Raw genomic sequence first — 19,596 nt, 5'->3', positions numbered from 1 at the left:
GCTCCCGGATCAAATCACCAAATTCATGAGAGTGGATATCGACATCTTCGAGGTGTTGCTGCAATATCCCTTTGAGCTCTAATGTGGATTTCGGAAGATTCAGTTGCCGGGATCTCGCGTACACTAATGCCCTCCGGTCAAGTAATAACTGTTTTTCTCGACCCTTTAAATCAGAGAGCATCTCAGAGAGAAAATCACCATCAATGTCATCCATCTCTTTGATCAATTTTTTGAGCTTATCGCGTTCACGTGCGATTCCTTCCTCTTCTCGATTTAATTGATTTTCACGGGCAAGGAGCTTTTCAGGGCCACCAGCTTGCGCTTGCTGCAGGATCTCCTGATACTGAGCATCTATTCCATCCAGTGACGAAAGGGTTTTCAGGGTCACCTCCAGCAGGTTCTGTGCGACTTTTGGCCCATTAAACCCAACGGAGTTCCAGCAATGCCACTCGCGGGAATTAGAGCACATCAGGTTATCAGTGATGCCGTTCCCTCCCCACACGTAATGACAACCGCAATAGAAACAGGTTGCATGCTGGCCAAAAGCCCGGGTTCGTTTCTTGGGAACACGATGTCTTGAATCAGTACCATTCTGGTTCTTCTTACGTTTAAAATGGGCATTTTTTTCAACTATCGCTTCGAGAACCGGATCAATTTCATCAGGAGAGAAGAAGGCCAGATGAGGTTCTTCCCGATAACGGGGACCATTTGGATTGCGGACTGAGATTCTCCTTCCGGTTTCATGATGTTTGATGGAATGCTTTTCTCCACGTTGGGGGAACCCCTTAAGGATTGAGTTACGATAGAAACGTAATACCATTCGTCCGTCCCATTTATCCTTTCTGCAATAGCGGCCTGGTGAAAATCCATTTTCATTGAAGTATTTCGCAACGGCTTCGCCATTGAGAGTCCGTTTAAGAATTTGCAGACCTTCGCGTATGAATACAGCTGCATCTTCCTCCTTGAACCAATCTGAGTACGACTTGGCATTGTCAGGTTTGATATATCCAGCGATAGGGCAGGGAGTGGCGCCTCCGTACTTTTCAAATCGATTCATCAACTTATGTTTCAACCGACGAGATGTGTGCGTATTGTGCTTCAGATGTTCTTTACATGCATCAAGTACATCGTCTTCCCAATTATCATTGTTAGTATCAATAAAATCATTGGGAGATATGACTCTGGTTCCATGGTCGACCGCGATGCCACAAAGCCGATGAGCTGCTGGACCACGTACCAGACGACCAAGATCTTCGACGATTAATAAATCCAGCTCATCTGAATTGAGCCAGTTTTCAATCTCAAGAAGTTCTGGACGGTCAAGTCGTTCACCTTTACCCTTGGTTGAGATCGTCCTGAACTCTATCTCTCCATCATACATTTCATGGGCAACCTGCTTGCCATGATCTACTTGATCTTCCAGACTAAGTTCTTTCTGGTTTGCACAACCGGAAATTCGCCCCGGAATTCCTACGACCAGGGTATGACCGTTCCGTGGTACAAGTTCGTTAGATCGTGAAAAGTTCATCTCTAAAACCTCCTATCAATTAGTGATCGAGGCGTGGAGATTTTTTTGACACAGTGTGCCAAAAATGCTGATCATTCCTGATAATTTGTGAATATTGCTGATTACAGGTGAGTAAACGTAACTTATTACCTGAAATAAACTTGTTGCTATAATCACTTTGTCTAAAGCCACTTACGACAAGCTGTTCAGAGTGTCCCGTTCTCTCCGTATTCAAATTCAGCCGCTGGAAACGCTATTGAATAGCGTTTCCAGCGGCTTTTTTAATGCGCACCTGCTGACGGGAATAAACTGGAGTGTGCCATAGCATGGTTCACTCTGTCGAAGATTTCCACGCGCCCCCACCATTGCTTCATTTCTTGACTTATTTTTTACGCTGAATCCCCAATGCAGGGAGATACCTTAAGGCCCTTTCATTCACATGCTCACAGTTGCTAAACATCTCCTGTCCCCAGCAATTGCAATAACCGCTATTCGTTTACTGCTGAGGGAATTCCTGTTTGTTAGTTGTCTTTATTGTCGAAATCTCCAATACAGGTATATGCCTGTAATTCCTCATTACAATTATTGAGGCAGCTACTCTATATAATTCCTTCAATATGTGTGGCGTTTCAGAAGCTGCATGGATTTCAAACTGGCTGATAGCCTCTTGAGATAGAGAACTCTGTTCAATGAACACCGTTTCCCGGATCAGTCAGATTTTTTCAACGCGGTTTGTCCGGGTTGTCGTCATCAGCTTTAGCCTGCTGATGACGGGGGCGGTTCTCTGCCACTATTTCACATCGAACCTGAAACAACTTGCAAATGCCCGATTTGAACAGATTCACTCGGTCGGATCACAGCAAGTCATCCTGCAGCGGATGACCAAAGACATCATCCGGTTGGCGAAAGACTCTGAGAATGAGTCAAGCTATTCTCAACTCGACGCGGATTTGACACGGTTTATTCAACAACAGCAGGTTCTGCTGAATTCCACGCTGCCAGGGAAAACCTCGACGGAGATTCTGAACCGCCAGATTTCTCCTCTGATACTTGAGTTGACACAGAACATTTCCCAAGTATTGTCAGGTTCGCAACCCGCGGCTTCCCGTCTCAGTTCCATACTGATTAAGGAAAAACGCCTCATTCCGCTCCTGGCAGAATATCAGTCCACATTGATCTCAGAACATCAACATTTCTCTCAACGTGAGCAGGCACAACAAACCATCATACTTACTCTGATCTGGCTCTGTATGGGATCTCTGATCCTGTTTACATGGCGGCATCGCGAGGACGCGGCACAGCATCAACAGTCTGCATTTGGCGGAACCGAAGACCATGATCGCCGGGGGGAACTCGAATCCAGTGCTGAAAGTGAACTGCTGCTTTCCAAAGTTGGTGAAGTCGGAAAAATTGGCGGCTGGCATCTGAACCTCAAAACTCAGGAACTGTTCTGGACTGCAGAGACATGCGCGATTCATGAAGTCGAGCCTGGTTTTAAACCAACTCTCAAAAATGCGATCGAATTTTATGCTCCTGATGCACGTCCCCAGATCCGGAATGCCGTCAAACGTGCGATCAACAAGGGACAACCCTGGGATCTGAAATTGCCGTTTATTACAGCCAAAGGCAGACACATCTGGGTGCGTGCCCAGGGAGAACTGGAATATCAGAATAATCAACCAGTCCGTCTGGTGGGCGCCTTCCAGGATATTACAAAAGAAAAACAGCTGGAGGCAGAATTTCTTCTGCTACAGGATCATGAATATGCATCAAGAGCCAGACTTGAGGGCATCATTCGCTCCGCTATGGAAGTTTCCATCATCACAACCGACCATGAGGGTATCATTACTCTCTTCAGTCCTGGCGCAGAACGGTTACTGGGATACTCTGCCAAAGACATGGTCGGTTTAAAGACTCCCGAATGCATTCATCTGCCTGAAGAAATTCAGCAGCGGGGAGACGAATTATCTGCCAGCCTGGGTCGGAACCTCGAAGGTTTTGATGTATTTGTCACCTTGGCCAGACACGGTGGTTTTGACAAGCGCGAATGGACCTATGTGTGCAAAGATGGTTCTCATCGTGCGGTTGAACTCACGGTAACCGCAATCCATGACCAGCAAAACCAGATTGAAGGATACCTTGGCGTTGCCATCGATATCACGGAGAAAAAACGACAACAGGATCGACTTCAGGAGACGAACCAGAGAATCCGCCACCTGATTGATGCCCTGCCCGCTGCCGCCTACACCTGTGATAATGCAGGCTTAATCACCTACTACAATCAGGCTGCAGTGGAGTTCTGGGGGCGTAAACCAGAGCTGAACAATCCGGTTGACCGTTTTTGTGGTTCATTCAGACTATATAGTACGGAAGGTCTGTCGATTCCTCACGATGAATGCTGGATGGCTGTTGCATTACGTGACAGCACAATCATTCATGGTAAGGAAATTGTTGTCGAGAATGAAGACGGAAGTCGAAAAACGGCCCTCGCACACGCCAGTCCTCTCCTCGATACAGACGGTGAGATTACAGGCGCCGTCAATGTGCTTGTCGACATTTCAGATCGAATTACCCTGGAGAAATCGTTAAGAGAAACCACAGCCCGACTGGAATTGTGCCTTAAAGTCCTGGATCAACATGCCATTGTCGCGGAGACGGAGCTCAATGGCGTGATCCGTCATGTCAACGACATGTTCTGTAAAGTCAGCGGCTTTGAACGGGAAGAAACCATCGGTCAGACCCACCGGATCGTGAATTCCGGTTTCCATCCGAAAGAATTCTGGCAAAACGTATTCAAAACCATTTCGACGGAGGGGATGTGGCAGGGTGAGATCTGCAACCGTCGTAAAAATGGAGAGTTGTACTGGCTGGATACCACGATTGCTGCCATGCAGGATGGCGATGGGAAGGCCACCGGGTATCTCGCGATTCGGAATGACATCACCGAACTCAGGCTGGCACAGGAAGCCGCGCTGGCCGCTTCGCATAGTAAAAGTGAATTCCTTGCTAACATGAGTCACGAAATCCGCACGCCTCTGACAGCGATTCTGGGTTACGCAGACCTGCTCCGAAATGATCTCGAGTTTGCCAACTCTGCAGGCAAAAGAGAACAGGCTGTCAAAACGATTCAGGAAGCTGGGAACCATCTGTTGACCGTGATCAACGACATCCTGGATCTTTCCAAAATCGAAGCAGGGAAAGTTGAGATAGAGAAGTCCCCCACGCAACTCTTCAATATTCTCGACCATATTGAAAGCCTGTTAAGACCGCCGGCGATTGAAAAAGGAGTGGAATTGATCACGCGCATCGAAACTCCACTGCCGGATATAATCGAAACGGATTCGACGCGACTCAGGCAGATCCTGATGAATCTGGTTGGTAATGCAGTCAAGTTCACAGACCGGGGATGTATCCAGATCAATGTGAAATTTCTGGAACAGCACGAGTCCCGGCTTCTGCAATTCGATATTGAAGACTCCGGACCGGGGATGTCATCCAGACAGGCCGCCAAAATGTTTCTGGCATTTTCACAGGCGGACACTTCTGTCACACGGCAACATGGCGGGACCGGACTGGGGCTGGTGATCTCACGCAAACTCGCGCGGCTCATGGGAGGCGAAGTTACGCTGGCCTGGACGGAACCTGGAAAAGGGACCTGTTTCCGCCTGCTGCTCCCCGTATCGATCCTGCCCCAGACCAGATACACAACCAGCCGCTTGCAGGATGGTCATTCGAATGCGGAAACGAAAGTTCCTGCTCCCGCCATGAAACTTCCTGCTCACACACGGATCCTGCTTGCAGAAGACGGACCGGACAATCAACGGCTCATTTCTTTTCTGCTGAAAAAAATGGGAGCGGAAGTGGATGTCGCAGACAACGGCGTCATTGCCTGCCAGAAATTTCTGGAAGCAGAAACCGCAAACGAACCATATGATCTGTTGCTGACCGACATGCAGATGCCGGAAATGGATGGCTACACGCTTGCTCGAAATTTCCGGCAGTCCGGCGCGACACTTCCCATCATTGCCTTGACTGCACATGCCATGTCTGATGACCGTCAGAAATGCCTGGATGCAGGCTGTGATGATTACCTGAGCAAACCCATCAACAGCAAAATCCTGGGACAGACGATTCTACACTGGCTGATCCTCAAGGCAGAGAAGAAAATAGAACCCCCTTCCCCTTCTTAATTCTTGCCAGACAGGTCCACTGCCCTTAAGCCGGATGTGCTCCCGGTTGACCGGCTTCCACTACGAAGGCAGCCCGTGGACTGACTTTTCCGCCCGGTCGAGTCACATCATCTACGACCATATACTCGCTCGTCCATTTCTCTGGCGTGACAGTACAACGCACATAACCACGCTCAGAATTCTGGAACTGGATACAGGGATTGTTTGACAACAGTTCTGCATGACCTTTCCGCTTTTCAACTCCATTCCCACCACTGCTGATGGATGTCCCTACAAATTCCGTCGCGATTACCGGTGTCTCCGGGTTACGATCATCGACACGTAAATTGTTTACCCAGTTTGAATGAATATCTCCCGTCAGTACGACCGGGTTGGGAACCTGACGATCTGCCAGAAACTTGACCAGCCCCATTCGTTCATAAGAACAACCGGGCCATTGATCCATGGAATAGTTATGTGGACCATCTTTCTGAGGAAAACCAACCATGCCCATCATCACCTGCTGTGCCAGTACGTTCCAGATTCCATCTGATGCAAGCAGACCAGATTGCAGCCAGTGTCGCTGACGGCCTCCCAGGAGAGAATTTGTCTGCATCAAGGCCGCATCATTGATAGGCGATTTCTTATCTCCGTTCGGCTGATCAGTTCGATACTGTCGTGTATCCAGTACAAAGAAGTCAGCCAGCCGCCCAAAGGAAGCCTGACGATAGAGTTGCATATGCGGTCCCCGGGGCAGAGACTGCACCCTGAGCGGCATCATTTCATAATACGCCTGATAGGCATTTGCACGACGCAACAGAAAATCTACTGGATCAACCTGTGATTCCTCGGAAATATCACCGGCACAGTTATTATCAAATTCATGATCATCCCATGTCACCATCCATGGACATTTCGCATGCATCTCATGCAGTAGCGGATCGGAACGATATTGAGAATGTCGGGTACGGTAGTGCTCCAACGTTTCAATCTCGGGTCCGAAGTGCGCACGTACCGTGTTTTTTTTCCGGTTTTCTCTTTCGTAAATGTAGTCACCCAGATGAAATACCAGATCCACATCGTCCTGGGCCATCTGCTCATAAGCGGTATACAACCCCGACTCATAATTCTGACAGGAAGCAAATGCGAACTTTAACTGATCTGGCAGATCGGTTTCGACAGGCATTGTCCGAGTTCGTCCCACCGGGCTTTTCGCATCACCGGCTTGAAAGCGATACCAGTACCAGCGATCTGGTTTCAAACCGTTTACTTCCACATGCACCGTATGTCCCAGCTGAGGAGTCGCCTGGGCAGTTCCCGAAGCCACCGGTTGAGTGAACCCTTCGTCGTCGGCAACTTCCCAAGTGACTGCAACCGCCTGGGGTCCCATGCCTCCATGTGGAGCCAGCGGTTCTGGTGCCAGCCGCGTCCACAAGATGACGCTACTGCAATCGGGATCGCCAGAAGCAACTCCCAGACTGAAGGGATCCTTCGGAAATTTGGGTGAAGGATCAGCCCAACTTGCACGCCCCAGTAAAGGAAGCGTAGATAGCGCTGCTCCATAAGACAGAAACAACCGACGGCTCACGCCATTTTCAGATTTGACTGCTTCCTGAAGACGTTTGTAATCGAACATATTTGAAATCACCTGTGTTGAGCATAAATGCAGAGAAGGAATGGCGGGGATAAAATCACCAATGACCGGTGAACTATCAGATATGGCGAGACGATACTTCACTCATCAATCGATTTTAAAAGTTGTATGTTCCACCGGCAACGATACATCAATGGAAATCAATTGACTTCGCAGCGATTTAACATGAACTTAACGATTGAATGCGATCTTACTTTCAGTTGATTTTATTTTTCGCTCTGAGAGTTCAATTGCTGATCCAGTTCCAGCACCTTGCCGATAATCCGTTCTTCAACATCCGGTTTGTAAGGACGGCTTGCTTCATACCCTCCTTCCAGCAGGACCCGTTTACTGGGAATGTAACCCGAATACACGTTCGAATAACCGGCGACCCAGATGGCAGGCCCAGCGGTTTCATACAGTTCCTGCTTGATCCGTAAGGAATAATCGACGACCACTTCGGTCCCCAATGCCACCAGCGTCAGATCATTCCCGAACTGAATTACCTGTACCGGGTAGTCCCAGGGATCGCGTTTTTTCTCAGGCAGATATTCCAGTTCAACCGTGCCATACGCGGTTTTCAAGGGACCATGTAACACACGCTGATGCAACGGCGTCCGCTGATTTACTTCCAGGGCAGCTTCAATTGAAGTCGCCAGAGAACGACCATGTTTGTGTGCGTAATGCAGTTCACTGCGTGGATACGGATTCTGATCCCCGCCACACCCCATCATAAACAGGGCCGTCACGCCAGGATGATCTTTCTCAAAATACTCCTGCGCAAAACCGGCATAGTCACCCAGCCACTTGCGGAAACCCATTGTTGTATTGTGACAGGCATAACCGAACATCACTGCCTGCAGTTCTCCTTCAGCATCATCAACCCTTAAGACAGGAACCTGGTGATCGACACGGCCGTCCGGATTAGGGTGGTTCCGATACCCGGTCGCCGTGGGAGTACGACGATTCATCGCCACAGAGCAGCGCGCTGCCGACCAGCTCAGCCTGGCCGGTTGCATTTTTTCCAGCGCGGCCCCGATGGTTTTCACGAGTGTGGAAACGAGAACATCATAATATTCTTTTGCTTCTTCGCGACCATAGGCAGGGCCGCAATGCGTATGTGAAGCATTCATCAGTAACGACTGTGGAGACAGTTGATATTGTTCCTGAACCTGAGTGGTCACATCCGCACGCAGCTGCTCGGTCACGCCAATCAGATCGAGCGTCAGAAAGACGGCACGGTTCCCTTTAGAATCTTCGACGGCCAATGCCTTGGCGAACAGATCCTGCTCGGTTCCTTCCGCCGGTTCTTTCCGTCCTGCATAACCGGCCATTCGTAACGGTTTCTCTGGTGTAATTTTGGCAGACGCAGCCCCCGCCTTCCATTCAGCTGGTCCTGTTTTGTCAGGTTCCGCCCCCAGAAAAAGCACACAGTGGCTGAAAATAAAGACAAGACTTAGTAAGCAGCGAAGCATGCGGAGGTCCTTCTGTATAGTTCGGGGGAGCAGGTCTGCGAATTCAGAGTGAATCTGATCGCGGTAAGCAGCAACATCCTGATCCTACCCTGACAGCGTTCAGGGATCAAGAAAATCCTCGAAATCGGGTAGAAGCAATCATGTCAATTCTGCAATGCTCCTTATTCTCGCAATGCATTCTGTCCCTTGCGAGAATAATCAATCGATTCCGCCAGAATCCGCGCAGCTTCCTGGCCGGCATGAAAGCCCGAGGAATTTTCGGCTTCGACATAATCCACATAAAAAGTGGCCTTACGCTGCCATTGTTGCGCAGCTTTAATTTTCTCTTCACTCACTCCCTGCTTTTGAGCCGCTTTAATATCATCAATCAGTTCCACAACCGCATCCAGGGCAATTTTTACCAGTTTCTGATGGCGGGACTGAATGTTCTCCGCGCGTGCGATTAATTCCTGATCCCCGGTTTTATGGCAGGTTCCACAGGAAGCATTCACATTCAGCAAGGGACTGCGGATGTGATGATCACTGATCTTCATCGCTCCTACCCGCTTGTAAGCCATATGACAGTCAGCACAGGCAACACCGGCCCGGGAATGAATCCCCTGGGACCAGAGTTCAAACTCCGGATGCTGTGCCTTCAGCATGGGTGCCCCCGTTTCCGCATGAGTCCAGTCTTTAAATCCTGTTTCCTCATAATGAGCATACGCTGCGTCCACAGTCAGCCCTTGCGTCCACGGATAGGTCAGGCGTTTCTCATCACCTTTAAAATAATATTCGACATGACACTGCCCACAGATATATGACCTCATTTCCTGACGCGTCGCATCACGATTCACATCATAATCGTCCACCCCCTGTGATTTCTTAAATGCTGCGATGCCTTCCATAAATGCGGGACGCGTGACTCGCAGAGCCATCGTTTCCGGCTCATGGCAGTCTATGCAGGCTACCGGATGTTTCAAATGATCTTTGGCTTCCATGTAAGGCATGGTATTTAATTTTTCAAAGCCGGCCAGCAGGTCTCCCTTGCCCAGCTCTTTCATCACGACGTATGTCGAAGCATGGCAGTGAATGCAGGTTCCCGGCTGTCCGACTTTCTGGCGCTCGGTGTAGATCTGGTCGGTCAACATATAGGCGTGCCCGCGTTTTTCCCGGTAATCCTTCGAAAAGGCATAGCCCGCCCACAGGCGTTTCAGTTGGGGAATCGTTTCCAGCTTGCTGCGGGAAACCAGATCGCGGGGATCTTCATCAGTGGGAGTCCGGGGAATCGCTTCGCTTCCGCCGTACGTTGTCTGAATCATGTCGGCGGTTTTGAGGTAATCATCATACTGCAACGGAAAATTCCGTCCCCAGACCGCAGGATCAGAGGTATTATCATCAATGTCGACGACTTTCAGGACGGTGGACCGGGCTTCCTGCTGTCGTTCAAATATATTCGTCAGCAGATACACGATGCCAAAACAGATTGCGGCTGACAAAATCGCGACCAGCAGGAGTGTCGAAAACGAAATTGAATATTTTTTCTGGTTCATACTTCATCCCGGTTTGTTAGAACTGACGCTAAGGCGTTGTGCATCAGGTGTCATGTCCAACTGTTGAGTGACAGCGAATACAGGCATTCGACTCCAGTTTTTCGTCTTCCGACTGTTTTAACTCACCTACTGCCCGAATATCGATCTGGTGAACCAGATCCGCATGACAGTTCCGGCAGGCCTGTTCGGTAACCCGCCGATTGTAATCAGTAATTCGCAGGTTCTCTTCAAAATCGCCCGTTGTGAAAGCCAGTGAATGGAAGAAACCGTTGCGGGCTTTACAATAGTAAGCAGCAGCCGCACTGTCGTGAGGGGAATGACAGTCATTGCAGTCAGCGAATTTTCCATGCGATGATTTCACCCACGCATCGAAATGTCCCTGCATGACGTGGCAGTTAGCACATGATTGAGAATCAGATCTGAGATAGGATGCCCCTTTGGCATAACCAAAGGTAAATGTCCCCACACCCACAATCGCACCGATAAAGATCGCAATCATCAGATAGAGTACTGTTTCCCGTTTCAGTTTACGCATTATCTGTATCCATCGCAGAAAAAAACGTACTTGAAAGATAGGACCAAGAAAAAGGCCTGTAGAATCAAGTCTGTCGCTTTTTAGTAAAAATGCAAGTATGTTTTCATGACATCTCGTAATTAACTCGACCTTCTCCTGAAATTACGATTTGTGACTGCTTTGCTGCGACTGTTCTGCACGCTATTATTTCATATTGTGTTTTACTTTTCGAATCTCGTAATCGTCAGACCCAACAGTTCGGAGTCCACCATGTTGAAATATCTTTACCTTACTTTGTTTGCCCTGTTCTCATTGGCGGCCGCTCCAATCGAGACTCCTGAACCCACTGAGCGCATAGCACTCTGGCCTGATCGCCCGCTGCTGGAAAAGAGTGATGACGAAGTCAAATACAGCAATATTATTCGAATTACCAAAGTTAATCGGCCCGCAATCGAATTCTATAAAGCTCCCGACGCCAAACCGAATGCCCCCGCAGTCGTCATCTTTCCGGGGGGTGGATACAATGTCCTCGCATATGACCTCGAGGGAACCGAAATCGCCGAGTGGCTGAATTCGCTCGGCATACATGCATTCGTCGTCAAATACACGGTTCCCGGCAATCAGCGGGAAGCAGCCCTGAAAGATGCTCAGCGTGCTTTGGGAATTGTTCGCAGTCAAGCCAAAGCATGGGGTATCAATCCAGACGAAGTCGGCGTGCTCGGTTTTTCCGCCGGTGGTCACCTGGCTGCAAATCTCTCTACAAACTATGAAAAGCGGAATTATGAATTAATAGACGAAGCCGACAAGCTCAGCTGTCGTCCCGATTTCACGGTCCTGATCTATCCCGCATATATCTACAGCGAGGATGACAAACGACAGTCTGCTCCCGAGATCAAAGTCGATGCGAAGACGCCCCCCGCCTTTATCGTACAGACGCTCGATGATCGTCGCCTGGTAGACAGTGCCTTCAACTACACGCGTGACCTGAAAGACGCAAAGGTTGATGCCGAACTGCATCTCTACGCCAAAGGGGGGCACGGATACGGCATGCGTCCTTCGAAAAATCCCATTTCAGGCTGGCCAATTCTCTGTGCGGACTGGCTTAAACGCACTACGCAGCAGAATTGAAAATTCACAGACAACCCTCAGGGCCCGCCTACTACTTTGAAGCGGCCCTCGGGGGACTGGCTGGCTTTCTGAAATTCCACTCGTAACCCCACGTCACCGCGTTGGCTGCGATCCACTTCAAACGTCAACTGATTGCGACCGGTCGGCAGAACCAGCAATGTCAATTCTTCGACCGGAAGCGGCGTTCCATTCTGCCAGACCTTGAGGCCTTTCACCGAATTCAGTTTCAACTGCACATTGCCTGCCTGATTGACGTCTACGAAAGCGATCGCCTGCGTCAGCGGTTTCGCCAGATTCAGATCTGCAGTTGGTAATGTCCCATCTACCATGCTGTAGGCGGCGACTCCCGATTCCGCCAGTACATCGAATTTCTCCATCTGTTCCGCAGTCAAAGACTCATTTGCACCACGCACGCGCCAGCGTCGTACTACCTGTGCCACGCTCGTCGCATAAGGACCAGGACGTCCCAGCTCAGTCACGAACTTCACCAGATCCAGAAACTCCTGACGGTTTTTCAACTTGCTCGCCAGTCCTTGAGGCATCAATGACGGCAGCTTCTTTGTGAATTCAATCTGGTCGGCAGGGATTGTCACCAGTTCCCCCTGTCGGGCTGCATCTTTGAGAATGACCTTCGTATCATCGTGCACGACCATAATTCCGTTATACACGCGACCTTCATCTGTCACGACCATGATGCTCTCATAAAATTCCTTGATGACTTTAGACGGACGCAGAAACGAATCCACAATATAGTCCGGCGGTGAACTCGAACCGATGGCAGCCAGATCGGGTCCCAGTACCGGACCCGCATTGGAAATACTGTGGCACTTCATACATGCCAGTTCGCTGCGGCGGAAGATCTGCTCGCCCCGCGCTGCATTTCCTGCTTCGCGTGCCGCACTCGCCAGTTCGAGTACATTTTCTTTCAACAGTTCCGCTTCCAGTGAGTCCTGCATCACAGCTCCGCCAAACGCGTCAATCAATGCCTGGCTGGTTTCGCCGGTTTCAATCAGTGACTGCCTGATTTGTCTGGTGACCTGCGGATGCAACGAAGCCGCCTTCATCTCCTCCGCCAGAATCTCTGCTCCCCCTTTTTGTCGGGTGAATGCGGTCAAAATCCAGGCTGGATTTTCCTTTTGGGGATCGTTCTTCAGAATAGCGGGCAGTGATGTCGCCGCCTGTTTCAGATCATGGGCCGCCAGTCCATATATGCCCAGCAGTCGCTGATTCATCGGCTTCTGCGACTCTGCCAGAGATTTCAGATACTTCAGCGAATCCGCATCTCCGAGCATTCCCAGTGATTCTGCGGCCAGCTGTTTGACTTCGAAATCCGTATCTGCGGCATTGATCTCACGCTGCAGACGTTTCCCTTCCCGCGTCAGTTTCCAGGAACCGATCAGTCGGGCCACTGATTTCTGGACCGGTAAGCCTGGTACCACGGCTGAGCGACTCAGCATGGCACCGATATTTCCATTAGGGATCACCCCACGTTCCCGCGCCGCCCGATCAAAGGCATTCAGCAATATACTTAACGCTTCTGGAGAAATTCCCTTCCCACCCTGAGTTTTATATTCACGCGTGACTTCGACCAGACTCAACACAAGAGGCTCCAGCTGATTCGCATTCGCTCGTTCGGCGACGGTCTGAGCCGGGCCCTGTAACAGTTCAGCATCAATGCTGCCCGCGTTTAACAGATCAATAATCACATCGATGGATTCATTCGACAACAGATTTGCCAATGCATAATTTTTGTGGGACGGTTTTTCAAAGCTCACTTTCCCCTGACGCTGCGGTTCTACCCACTGCGACTGCAGACCATCAATGGTCAGCTTCAACGCATGTTCCAGATAACGGTCCATGGGAGCATCGATGGCTTTCACTGCAATCGTTACCGAACGGGGATCGGGGATATATCCCGCCGTTAAAATAGCTTCCAGTCGCACGCGCGGATGTGGATCGTGAATTGCTGCCTCGACCAGTTCCAGTGGATTTTTCATTTCCGAATGCCAGTACCGCAACACTCGCATGGCGGCAGCGCGGGCTCGGGCATCCTTTGCCTGCAACAATTCACGCAGCAGTTCTTCATTCACAACGCCAATCGTCTGGTAACACCAGAGTGCTTCCAGTCGATGATGATCATAGTTCGGTTCCTGCGGTACCAATGTCAACAGCCATTCATCCAGGGCCTGCTTCGCCTGCTGCTGGTCGGCATCATATAACACCCGTTTCACCTGCTGCCGCGTGAAACTTTCCGGATCACGCAAGTGAGAGACGACTTTCGCAAGGGGCACTCCTGTCAGTTGCGGACGCTCCACCAGAGGCCGTGACTTGTGGGTCACTCTCCAGACCCGGCCATGTGTGGTATCGCGGCGTTCGTCACGAAAACTATGCTGCATATGACCGATCAACGGATTATACCAGTCCAGAATATACGCGGCACCATCCGGCCCCATCTTCAAATCAACGGGCCGGAAATAAGAACTGCTCGACTGGATTAACGGCTCGAGTCCTTTAATCGTATAGCCGGCGCCATCATCCGAGACTTCATAACGGGCCACCACATGTGACTTGTATTGATTGGTCCAGATTTCTCCCTGCACTTCCGGGGGGAAATGACTGCTTGCCACGAACTCGCCACCACACTGCTTGGTTCCTTCGCCACTGGCATCGTAACCCAGCTTGGCTCGACTGTTGGCAGTCAGAGGCGCACTGAAATACAGCCGCGGGTTATCGATGATAAAGGACTGCCCCCAGTCATCGAACATATGTCCCCACGGGTTCGAAGCACGATAATCGGCAAATACATTCAGCTTGAGCGTACGTGGGTGAAACTGAAACACGCCCCCGTTTTCCAGACGGACGGTACCGTAAGGCGTCTCCACCTGGGTGTGCATGAAGGTCCCTTCCTGGAAGTACAGCCAGCCACCCGGCCCCCAGCGCCAGGCACTGATGGAGTGGTGATTGTCCTCAGTGGCAAAGCCCGTCAGAATCACTTCCCGGTGGTCGGCTTTTCCATCACCGTTCGTATCTTTCAAAAACAGCAGGTCCGGGGCATTCGCAACATATACGCCTCCATCTCCCAGTTCCAGTCCCGTCGGAACATACAGACCATCTGCGAAGACCGTCGACTTGTCCGCACGCCCGTCTCCATCGGTATCTTCCAGAATCACGATCTGATCATTCGGTTTTTCTCCCGGAGATACCTGGGGATACGATGTCGAACAGATCACCCACAGTCGCCCCTGTGGATCCCACGTCATATGAATCGGATTGACCAGCATCGGTTCGGCTGCAAACAGATTCACTTCATAACCGGGCAACATCTCGAAAGTCTTCCGTTCGGTTTCAGGGGAGTGATCCTGCGTCAGTTCAAACGGTCGTTTCAGATTAGGAGCTGAATTCGCTACCGCCATCCGTGCGGGAGTCGTTCCCACCGGCTGCTCCAGACACCAGTGGACCGCATTGATCAGCAGACGATTAAACGCATCCAGTCCGAACGTTTTTTCCTGCCCCAGTGTTGTCGTAAAGACCCGGCTGCCCCATTCGTTTTTCCAGGACCACGCCACCGGAAAACTCATTTCACCAGTCAGCTCATAGGTGCCAAACTGATTCTTGAAGATCCCTTTCCGCTTCGAATCACCGGTTCCCAGCAGTAACGGCGTTGCATCAGTTGGCGGATTGGCCTGATATAATGTTCCAGGATCAAGAAACTTCGCTGCTACACCATTCAGAACTTCATGATCACGATGCGCCAGGATATGCTCGACCACCGTCTCACCTGACAGATCAAACAGGAATTCGGAACCCAGGACCCGTTTGCCGAATCCCTGGTTCCATTCTTCGAGCGGATGGCCTTTCTGGTAATCAAATGCATGAGTACTGGTACGCAGTCCGATCACCGGTTTACCGGACTCGATATAGTCATGCAGATGTGTGAACTCACCCGGAGCCAGCCGCTGAAACCGCAGGTAAAACACGGCAACATCCGCTTCTTTCAAAACTTTTAACCCCGTGACTTCTTCTCTCTGATTTTCCTTCTCACCTGTTTTCTCAGGTAGCAGCACGGTGGTTTTGAAGCCATGCTGTTCGAGTCGTCTGGCAAACGTGGGAATGGTATTGCGAGAGAGGTGATGTGAAGTCCCTACCACAAACACCACATGCGGCTGTTCCTGTTTTTCCTCAGCAGCCCGACACTGCGTTTCATTCCCAGGCAGCACACTCAACAGGGACATTGCAACTGCAAAACATGTCAGGATCGATCGTTGATACATAATTCACTCTGATAGCTGAGAAGGTTAAGATTCTATTTGAAAAGCAGACGTGCAACAGTTACCGGCTCAATCGACTCGGAACAGGCCCCACTTTGTTTCGTCGAGCGGGCGAGCCTGTGCCTTGATCGTCGTTTCACGGTCTGCAATCAGTTTGTCAAACGTTTCCATTTCCGGAGGAAAAGAGACCGCTCCAAACGGCTTGGTACGACGTCCGAAGACGTACTCCGCATTGTGCGCCCGATACACATAGAAGAACAGTTCATTCTTCCGAGCAATATTGGACCGCAAATCCCGGACCTGTTCCTGCGAAGGAAGATGCATCAACAGCAGTCCTCGCGCCCAGTCGGAATGCCGGGCTTCCGTCACCGGAGTTCCGTTCACCAGCAGTCGATACTTCCCCTCCGGCAGATTCCTGATAGTCAATCGAGGCTGTTTCTCCATTAATTCACTATCGGGTATCGAAGTTTGCGGCGGGGCTGGCAGTGGCAGTGTATCGGCCTGGAGAGTGAACTCAATCTGTTCCGCCTGAAAGTTCGACGCTGAAACTTTCGCATGGGACGCTTCGATCTGTTTCTGTGAAACATCAATGACCACGGAGGGACTTTCCAGTTTCTTGCCCAGTAACTGTTCCGCCACGAAATGACTGATCGCCCAGTAGCCGTATTCATTCAAATGAATCCCGTTCCGCGTCAGCTTCTGCGAAATATTATTCTGCATCATGTTTTTTGATTTGGAAAACAGATCCACAAACGGAACCTGATGTTGCTTCGCCACTTTCTGCATCGCCAGGGTATATTTTTCCAGACTCTGATTATGTTCGACCGGATCCGGCAAGGGGGGACCCATGTTTTCGTGGGCGATCGGAGAAATGATCACCACCCGCGGTGCCGATTTCCCATTGTATTTCTGAGAAGACAGATGCTGCAGAAACTGTTTCCATGCTTCGCCATATTCAGCCAGCCCCGCTTCACCGTCGAACGATTCATTCATTCCAAAACAGGCGATGATCACATCAGCCTGCTGTTCCTTCAGATGTTCATCCAGCGAACCGAAATTCAAAGGACGTGGCCTCAGCTTCAGTGTATCTCCCGACCAGGCCAGGTTCCGAAACGTCAGACCGGGAACAGTCGCCTGCGATGTCATCAGGGTTTCCAGATAATTATTCAACCTTAACTGGTCAGCGAAAGTGTTTCCGATAAATACAACCCGATCACCGGCTTTTAATTCCAGGGCAGTCGACGATGGTTCTTTCGATGTCTCTGCGGCTGAGACGTGAGCAGGCAGAAGAACAGTCGAACTGATCAGTATCAGCAGTAACGAACAATAGCGTATCAACATTAAATCAAATCCCGATATCTGGTCTGTGTATTCTGCAACGGTCAGGCATGGTGACTCTATTATGAGACCACGTCGAGGCAAAGAAAAGTCCAGCTCTCAAAACACTTTCTCGTTGTAGAAACGAATTCGCAGCAGTTTCACATTGAATTGATGCGACAGTCACTTCACAATACAGTCTGAACCGCTCGAAGTTTTGGCGAGAAAAGGGAACAGGATGCACAATACTCCTTCACAATCCCGAAGACGTTTCCTGCAGTCACTCCTGCAGGGCTGCGGCGCAGGCGTGCTGCTGCCTCACATGGAATCGCTGCTGGCAGATGAGACCAAAGATACCGGCGCGTCCAACCGCTCCCTCCCCCCTGTCCCCGGAATACTTTCCGTAACCCTCCGCAAACGCGGTAAGGAAAGCGCTGCTCCCGCAACGACCGGGCAGACAGAATGGAACGCCTCAGAAACCGCAATCATCATCTGCGACATGTGGGCCGATCATCCCTGCAAACTGGCAGCACAGCGCGTCGACCGCATGGCTCCCCGTATGAATCAGGTGATCTCCAAAGCCCGCGATCATGGCGTTGCCATCATCCATGCCCCCAGTGGCGGGATTGAGTTATACGAAGACACCCCTTTCCGCCAGCGGATCAAAGCAGCCAAATATTCCAAACCTCCCGTACCCCTGCAGAACTGGTGTTACCTGAATCCGGAGAAAGAACCGCCGCTCCCCGTCGACGATACAGTTCAACGTTCGAGCGAATCCTCTCTTCGTGGGTGTGATGACCCGATTGCAGATTACAAAAAAAATACCGACCGCCACGAGCACCCGGCCATCAAGATCGTTGGCTACGATGTCATCAGTGCGAACGGACAGGAGATCTTCAACTTCCTCGAACAGGAACAGCGAAAGAACATCGTCATCATGGGCGTGCATACCAACATGTGTGTTCTCGGCCGCCCCTTCGGTATTCGCCAGATGCGATACCTCGATAAAAATGTCGTCCTCTGCAGAGACCTGACCGACGCGCTCTACGATCCCCGCGACCACCCCTACGTCAGTCATGCGCGAGGCACCGAAATGATCATCGAACACATCGAACGCCACTGGTGCCCCTCAATTCTCGGCAAAGATCTCACAAAAGTCATCCCCGGCTCCAACAACCCGGACAGCTGAAACAGGGAACCACATCGATACGCACTCACCCACGTGAGACATCAATCACCTGAATAAACCGCAGCAGCAAGGTGTGCAGCGGTCCGCCATTTTTACTGATCAGGTTCGACTTGACAGCCCCGCGCCGTTATCGAAACTCCCTGGCCTGTGTCGCGCGCGAGAGAGATAACTTTCTGATGAGTGAAAACACGCGAACCACTGCCAGCTCTTCACCATAAAACTTCCTTGTTTTAGCCTGTCTCGCATCATAATCTGCTCATCCGATCCCCGGTTATCGACACACTTCAGCACACGCTGGCCCTCCCTTCGCAAATCGCTCGGCTTGACATCGGAACTTTTCACACCTCTTTCGCCACCCGAAATTTTGAAATCCCGCTTGACGCTACCACGCCTTTACAGATGATTCCTTCACAGTCACCGAGATTACGAAATCCCACAGATAAAACACCATCATTCCTCATGCATTAATAATACGATTCCACATTCTCAATGCGGACTTTAGACAACGTTGCGCTGTCATGTATTGTAATCAATCCATGTTTCCACCAGTCAGATGAATATCCGACACCCGTATCTGTCTGTTTTTTTCGTATCCGTTCGAGGCAGTAAAAATCGGATCTCAAACGAACCCGTTCTAGAATATTTACTCTTACTGATAACTGGTCTTCAATCTGGTGTTCGATAAGCTCCAGGCAATCAATCACATTCACGAGAAACCTGGCCCATGACGTTCGATCTGCAACCCACACTCAGCGGTGAACTGCTTCAACTCCGGCTCCTCCAGTCCAGTGACGAGTGGAGTATCATTTTTTATTTTGGGTTGATAGATATCACGAGAGTGCGACAACGGAGCACGTAAACAACACC

Annotated in this window: 10 protein-coding genes; 3 read left to right on the top strand and 7 right to left on the bottom strand. The window is 50.5% G+C overall.

From position 1 onward, the window contains the following. A partial coding sequence (locus tag AACZ40_RS20100; RefSeq protein WP_339675587.1) for a recombinase family protein occupies nt 1-1,528 on the bottom strand: 1,528 nt, incomplete at its 3' end. 668 nt (nt 1,529-2,196) lie between these two features. Here AACZ40_RS20100 and AACZ40_RS20095 point away from each other — a divergent pair. Then, nucleotides 2,197-5,697, top strand: a complete 3,501-nt coding sequence (locus AACZ40_RS20095; RefSeq protein ID WP_291176051.1) for a PAS domain S-box protein — start codon at nt 2,197-2,199, stop codon at nt 5,695-5,697. Between the two features lie 25 nt (nt 5,698-5,722). Here AACZ40_RS20095 and AACZ40_RS20090 read toward each other — a convergent pair whose 3' ends face one another. The 4 genes from AACZ40_RS20090 to nrfH form a co-directional block, all read right to left on the bottom strand. After that, on the bottom strand, nt 5,723-7,312 hold the full coding sequence (locus tag AACZ40_RS20090; RefSeq protein ID WP_291176046.1) for an alkaline phosphatase D family protein: 1,590 nt from the start codon (nt 7,310-7,312) through the stop codon (nt 5,723-5,725). Nucleotides 7,313-7,536: 224 nt separating this feature from the next. Further along, complete coding sequence (locus tag AACZ40_RS20085) at nt 7,537-8,784, bottom strand: neutral/alkaline non-lysosomal ceramidase N-terminal domain-containing protein (RefSeq protein ID WP_339675583.1); 1,248 nt, start codon at nt 8,782-8,784, stop codon at nt 7,537-7,539. Nucleotides 8,785-8,945: 161 nt separating this feature from the next. Continuing rightward, a complete protein-coding gene (locus AACZ40_RS20080) occupies nt 8,946-10,313 on the bottom strand; it encodes an ammonia-forming cytochrome c nitrite reductase subunit c552 (RefSeq protein WP_291176039.1) in 1,368 nt (455 codons plus the stop codon). Nucleotides 10,314-10,356: 43 nt separating this feature from the next. Next, complete coding sequence (gene nrfH, locus AACZ40_RS20075) at nt 10,357-10,848, bottom strand: cytochrome c nitrite reductase small subunit (protein ID WP_339675580.1); 492 nt, start codon at nt 10,846-10,848, stop codon at nt 10,357-10,359. A gap of 249 nt (nt 10,849-11,097) precedes the next feature. Between nrfH and AACZ40_RS20070 the strand changes: the two genes are divergently transcribed. Then, complete coding sequence (locus tag AACZ40_RS20070) at nt 11,098-11,955, top strand: alpha/beta hydrolase (RefSeq protein WP_291176033.1); 858 nt, start codon at nt 11,098-11,100, stop codon at nt 11,953-11,955. Nucleotides 11,956-11,972: 17 nt separating this feature from the next. Here AACZ40_RS20070 and AACZ40_RS20065 read toward each other — a convergent pair whose 3' ends face one another. Both AACZ40_RS20065 and AACZ40_RS20060 read right to left on the bottom strand, forming a co-directional pair. After that, entirely contained in the window at nt 11,973-16,226 is a 4,254-nt protein-coding gene (locus AACZ40_RS20065; RefSeq protein ID WP_291176029.1) for a PVC-type heme-binding CxxCH protein, read from the bottom strand. 66 nt (nt 16,227-16,292) lie between these two features. Continuing rightward, a complete protein-coding gene (locus tag AACZ40_RS20060; protein ID WP_291176027.1) occupies nt 16,293-17,564 on the bottom strand; it encodes an SGNH/GDSL hydrolase family protein in 1,272 nt (423 codons plus the stop codon). A 214-nt stretch (nt 17,565-17,778) separates the two neighbouring features. Here AACZ40_RS20060 and AACZ40_RS20055 point away from each other — a divergent pair, with 214 nt between their 5' ends. Then, entirely contained in the window at nt 17,779-18,729 is a 951-nt protein-coding gene (locus tag AACZ40_RS20055) for an isochorismatase family protein (RefSeq protein WP_291176025.1), read from the top strand. Nucleotides 18,730-19,596 lie beyond the last annotated feature (867 nt).

The sequence above is a fragment of the uncultured Gimesia sp. genome, assembly GCF_963972345.1.
GTDB lineage: Bacteria > Planctomycetota > Planctomycetia > Planctomycetales > Planctomycetaceae > Gimesia.
Note: the sequence above shows the minus strand (reverse complement) of the source record. Positions and strands in the feature narration are given on the sequence as shown.

What these genes read in the sequence shown, in the direction of transcription:
- AACZ40_RS20060 (WP_291176027.1), bottom strand. Translation starts at nt 17,564, where the DNA reads ATGTTGATACGCTATTGTTCGTTACTGCTGATACTGATCAGTTCGACT.
- AACZ40_RS20095 (WP_291176051.1), top strand. Translation starts at nt 2,197, where the DNA reads ATGAACACCGTTTCCCGGATCAGTCAGATTTTTTCAACGCGGTTTGTC.
- AACZ40_RS20080 (WP_291176039.1), bottom strand. Translation starts at nt 10,313, where the DNA reads ATGAACCAGAAAAAATATTCAATTTCGTTTTCGACACTCCTGCTGGTC.
- AACZ40_RS20065 (WP_291176029.1), bottom strand. Translation starts at nt 16,226, where the DNA reads ATGTATCAACGATCGATCCTGACATGTTTTGCAGTTGCAATGTCCCTG.
- AACZ40_RS20055 (WP_291176025.1), top strand. Translation starts at nt 17,779, where the DNA reads ATGCACAATACTCCTTCACAATCCCGAAGACGTTTCCTGCAGTCACTC.
- AACZ40_RS20085 (WP_339675583.1), bottom strand. Translation starts at nt 8,784, where the DNA reads ATGCTTCGCTGCTTACTAAGTCTTGTCTTTATTTTCAGCCACTGTGTG.
- AACZ40_RS20070 (WP_291176033.1), top strand. Translation starts at nt 11,098, where the DNA reads ATGTTGAAATATCTTTACCTTACTTTGTTTGCCCTGTTCTCATTGGCG.
- nrfH (WP_339675580.1), bottom strand. Translation starts at nt 10,848, where the DNA reads ATGCGTAAACTGAAACGGGAAACAGTACTCTATCTGATGATTGCGATC.
- AACZ40_RS20090 (WP_291176046.1), bottom strand. Translation starts at nt 7,312, where the DNA reads ATGTTCGATTACAAACGTCTTCAGGAAGCAGTCAAATCTGAAAATGGC.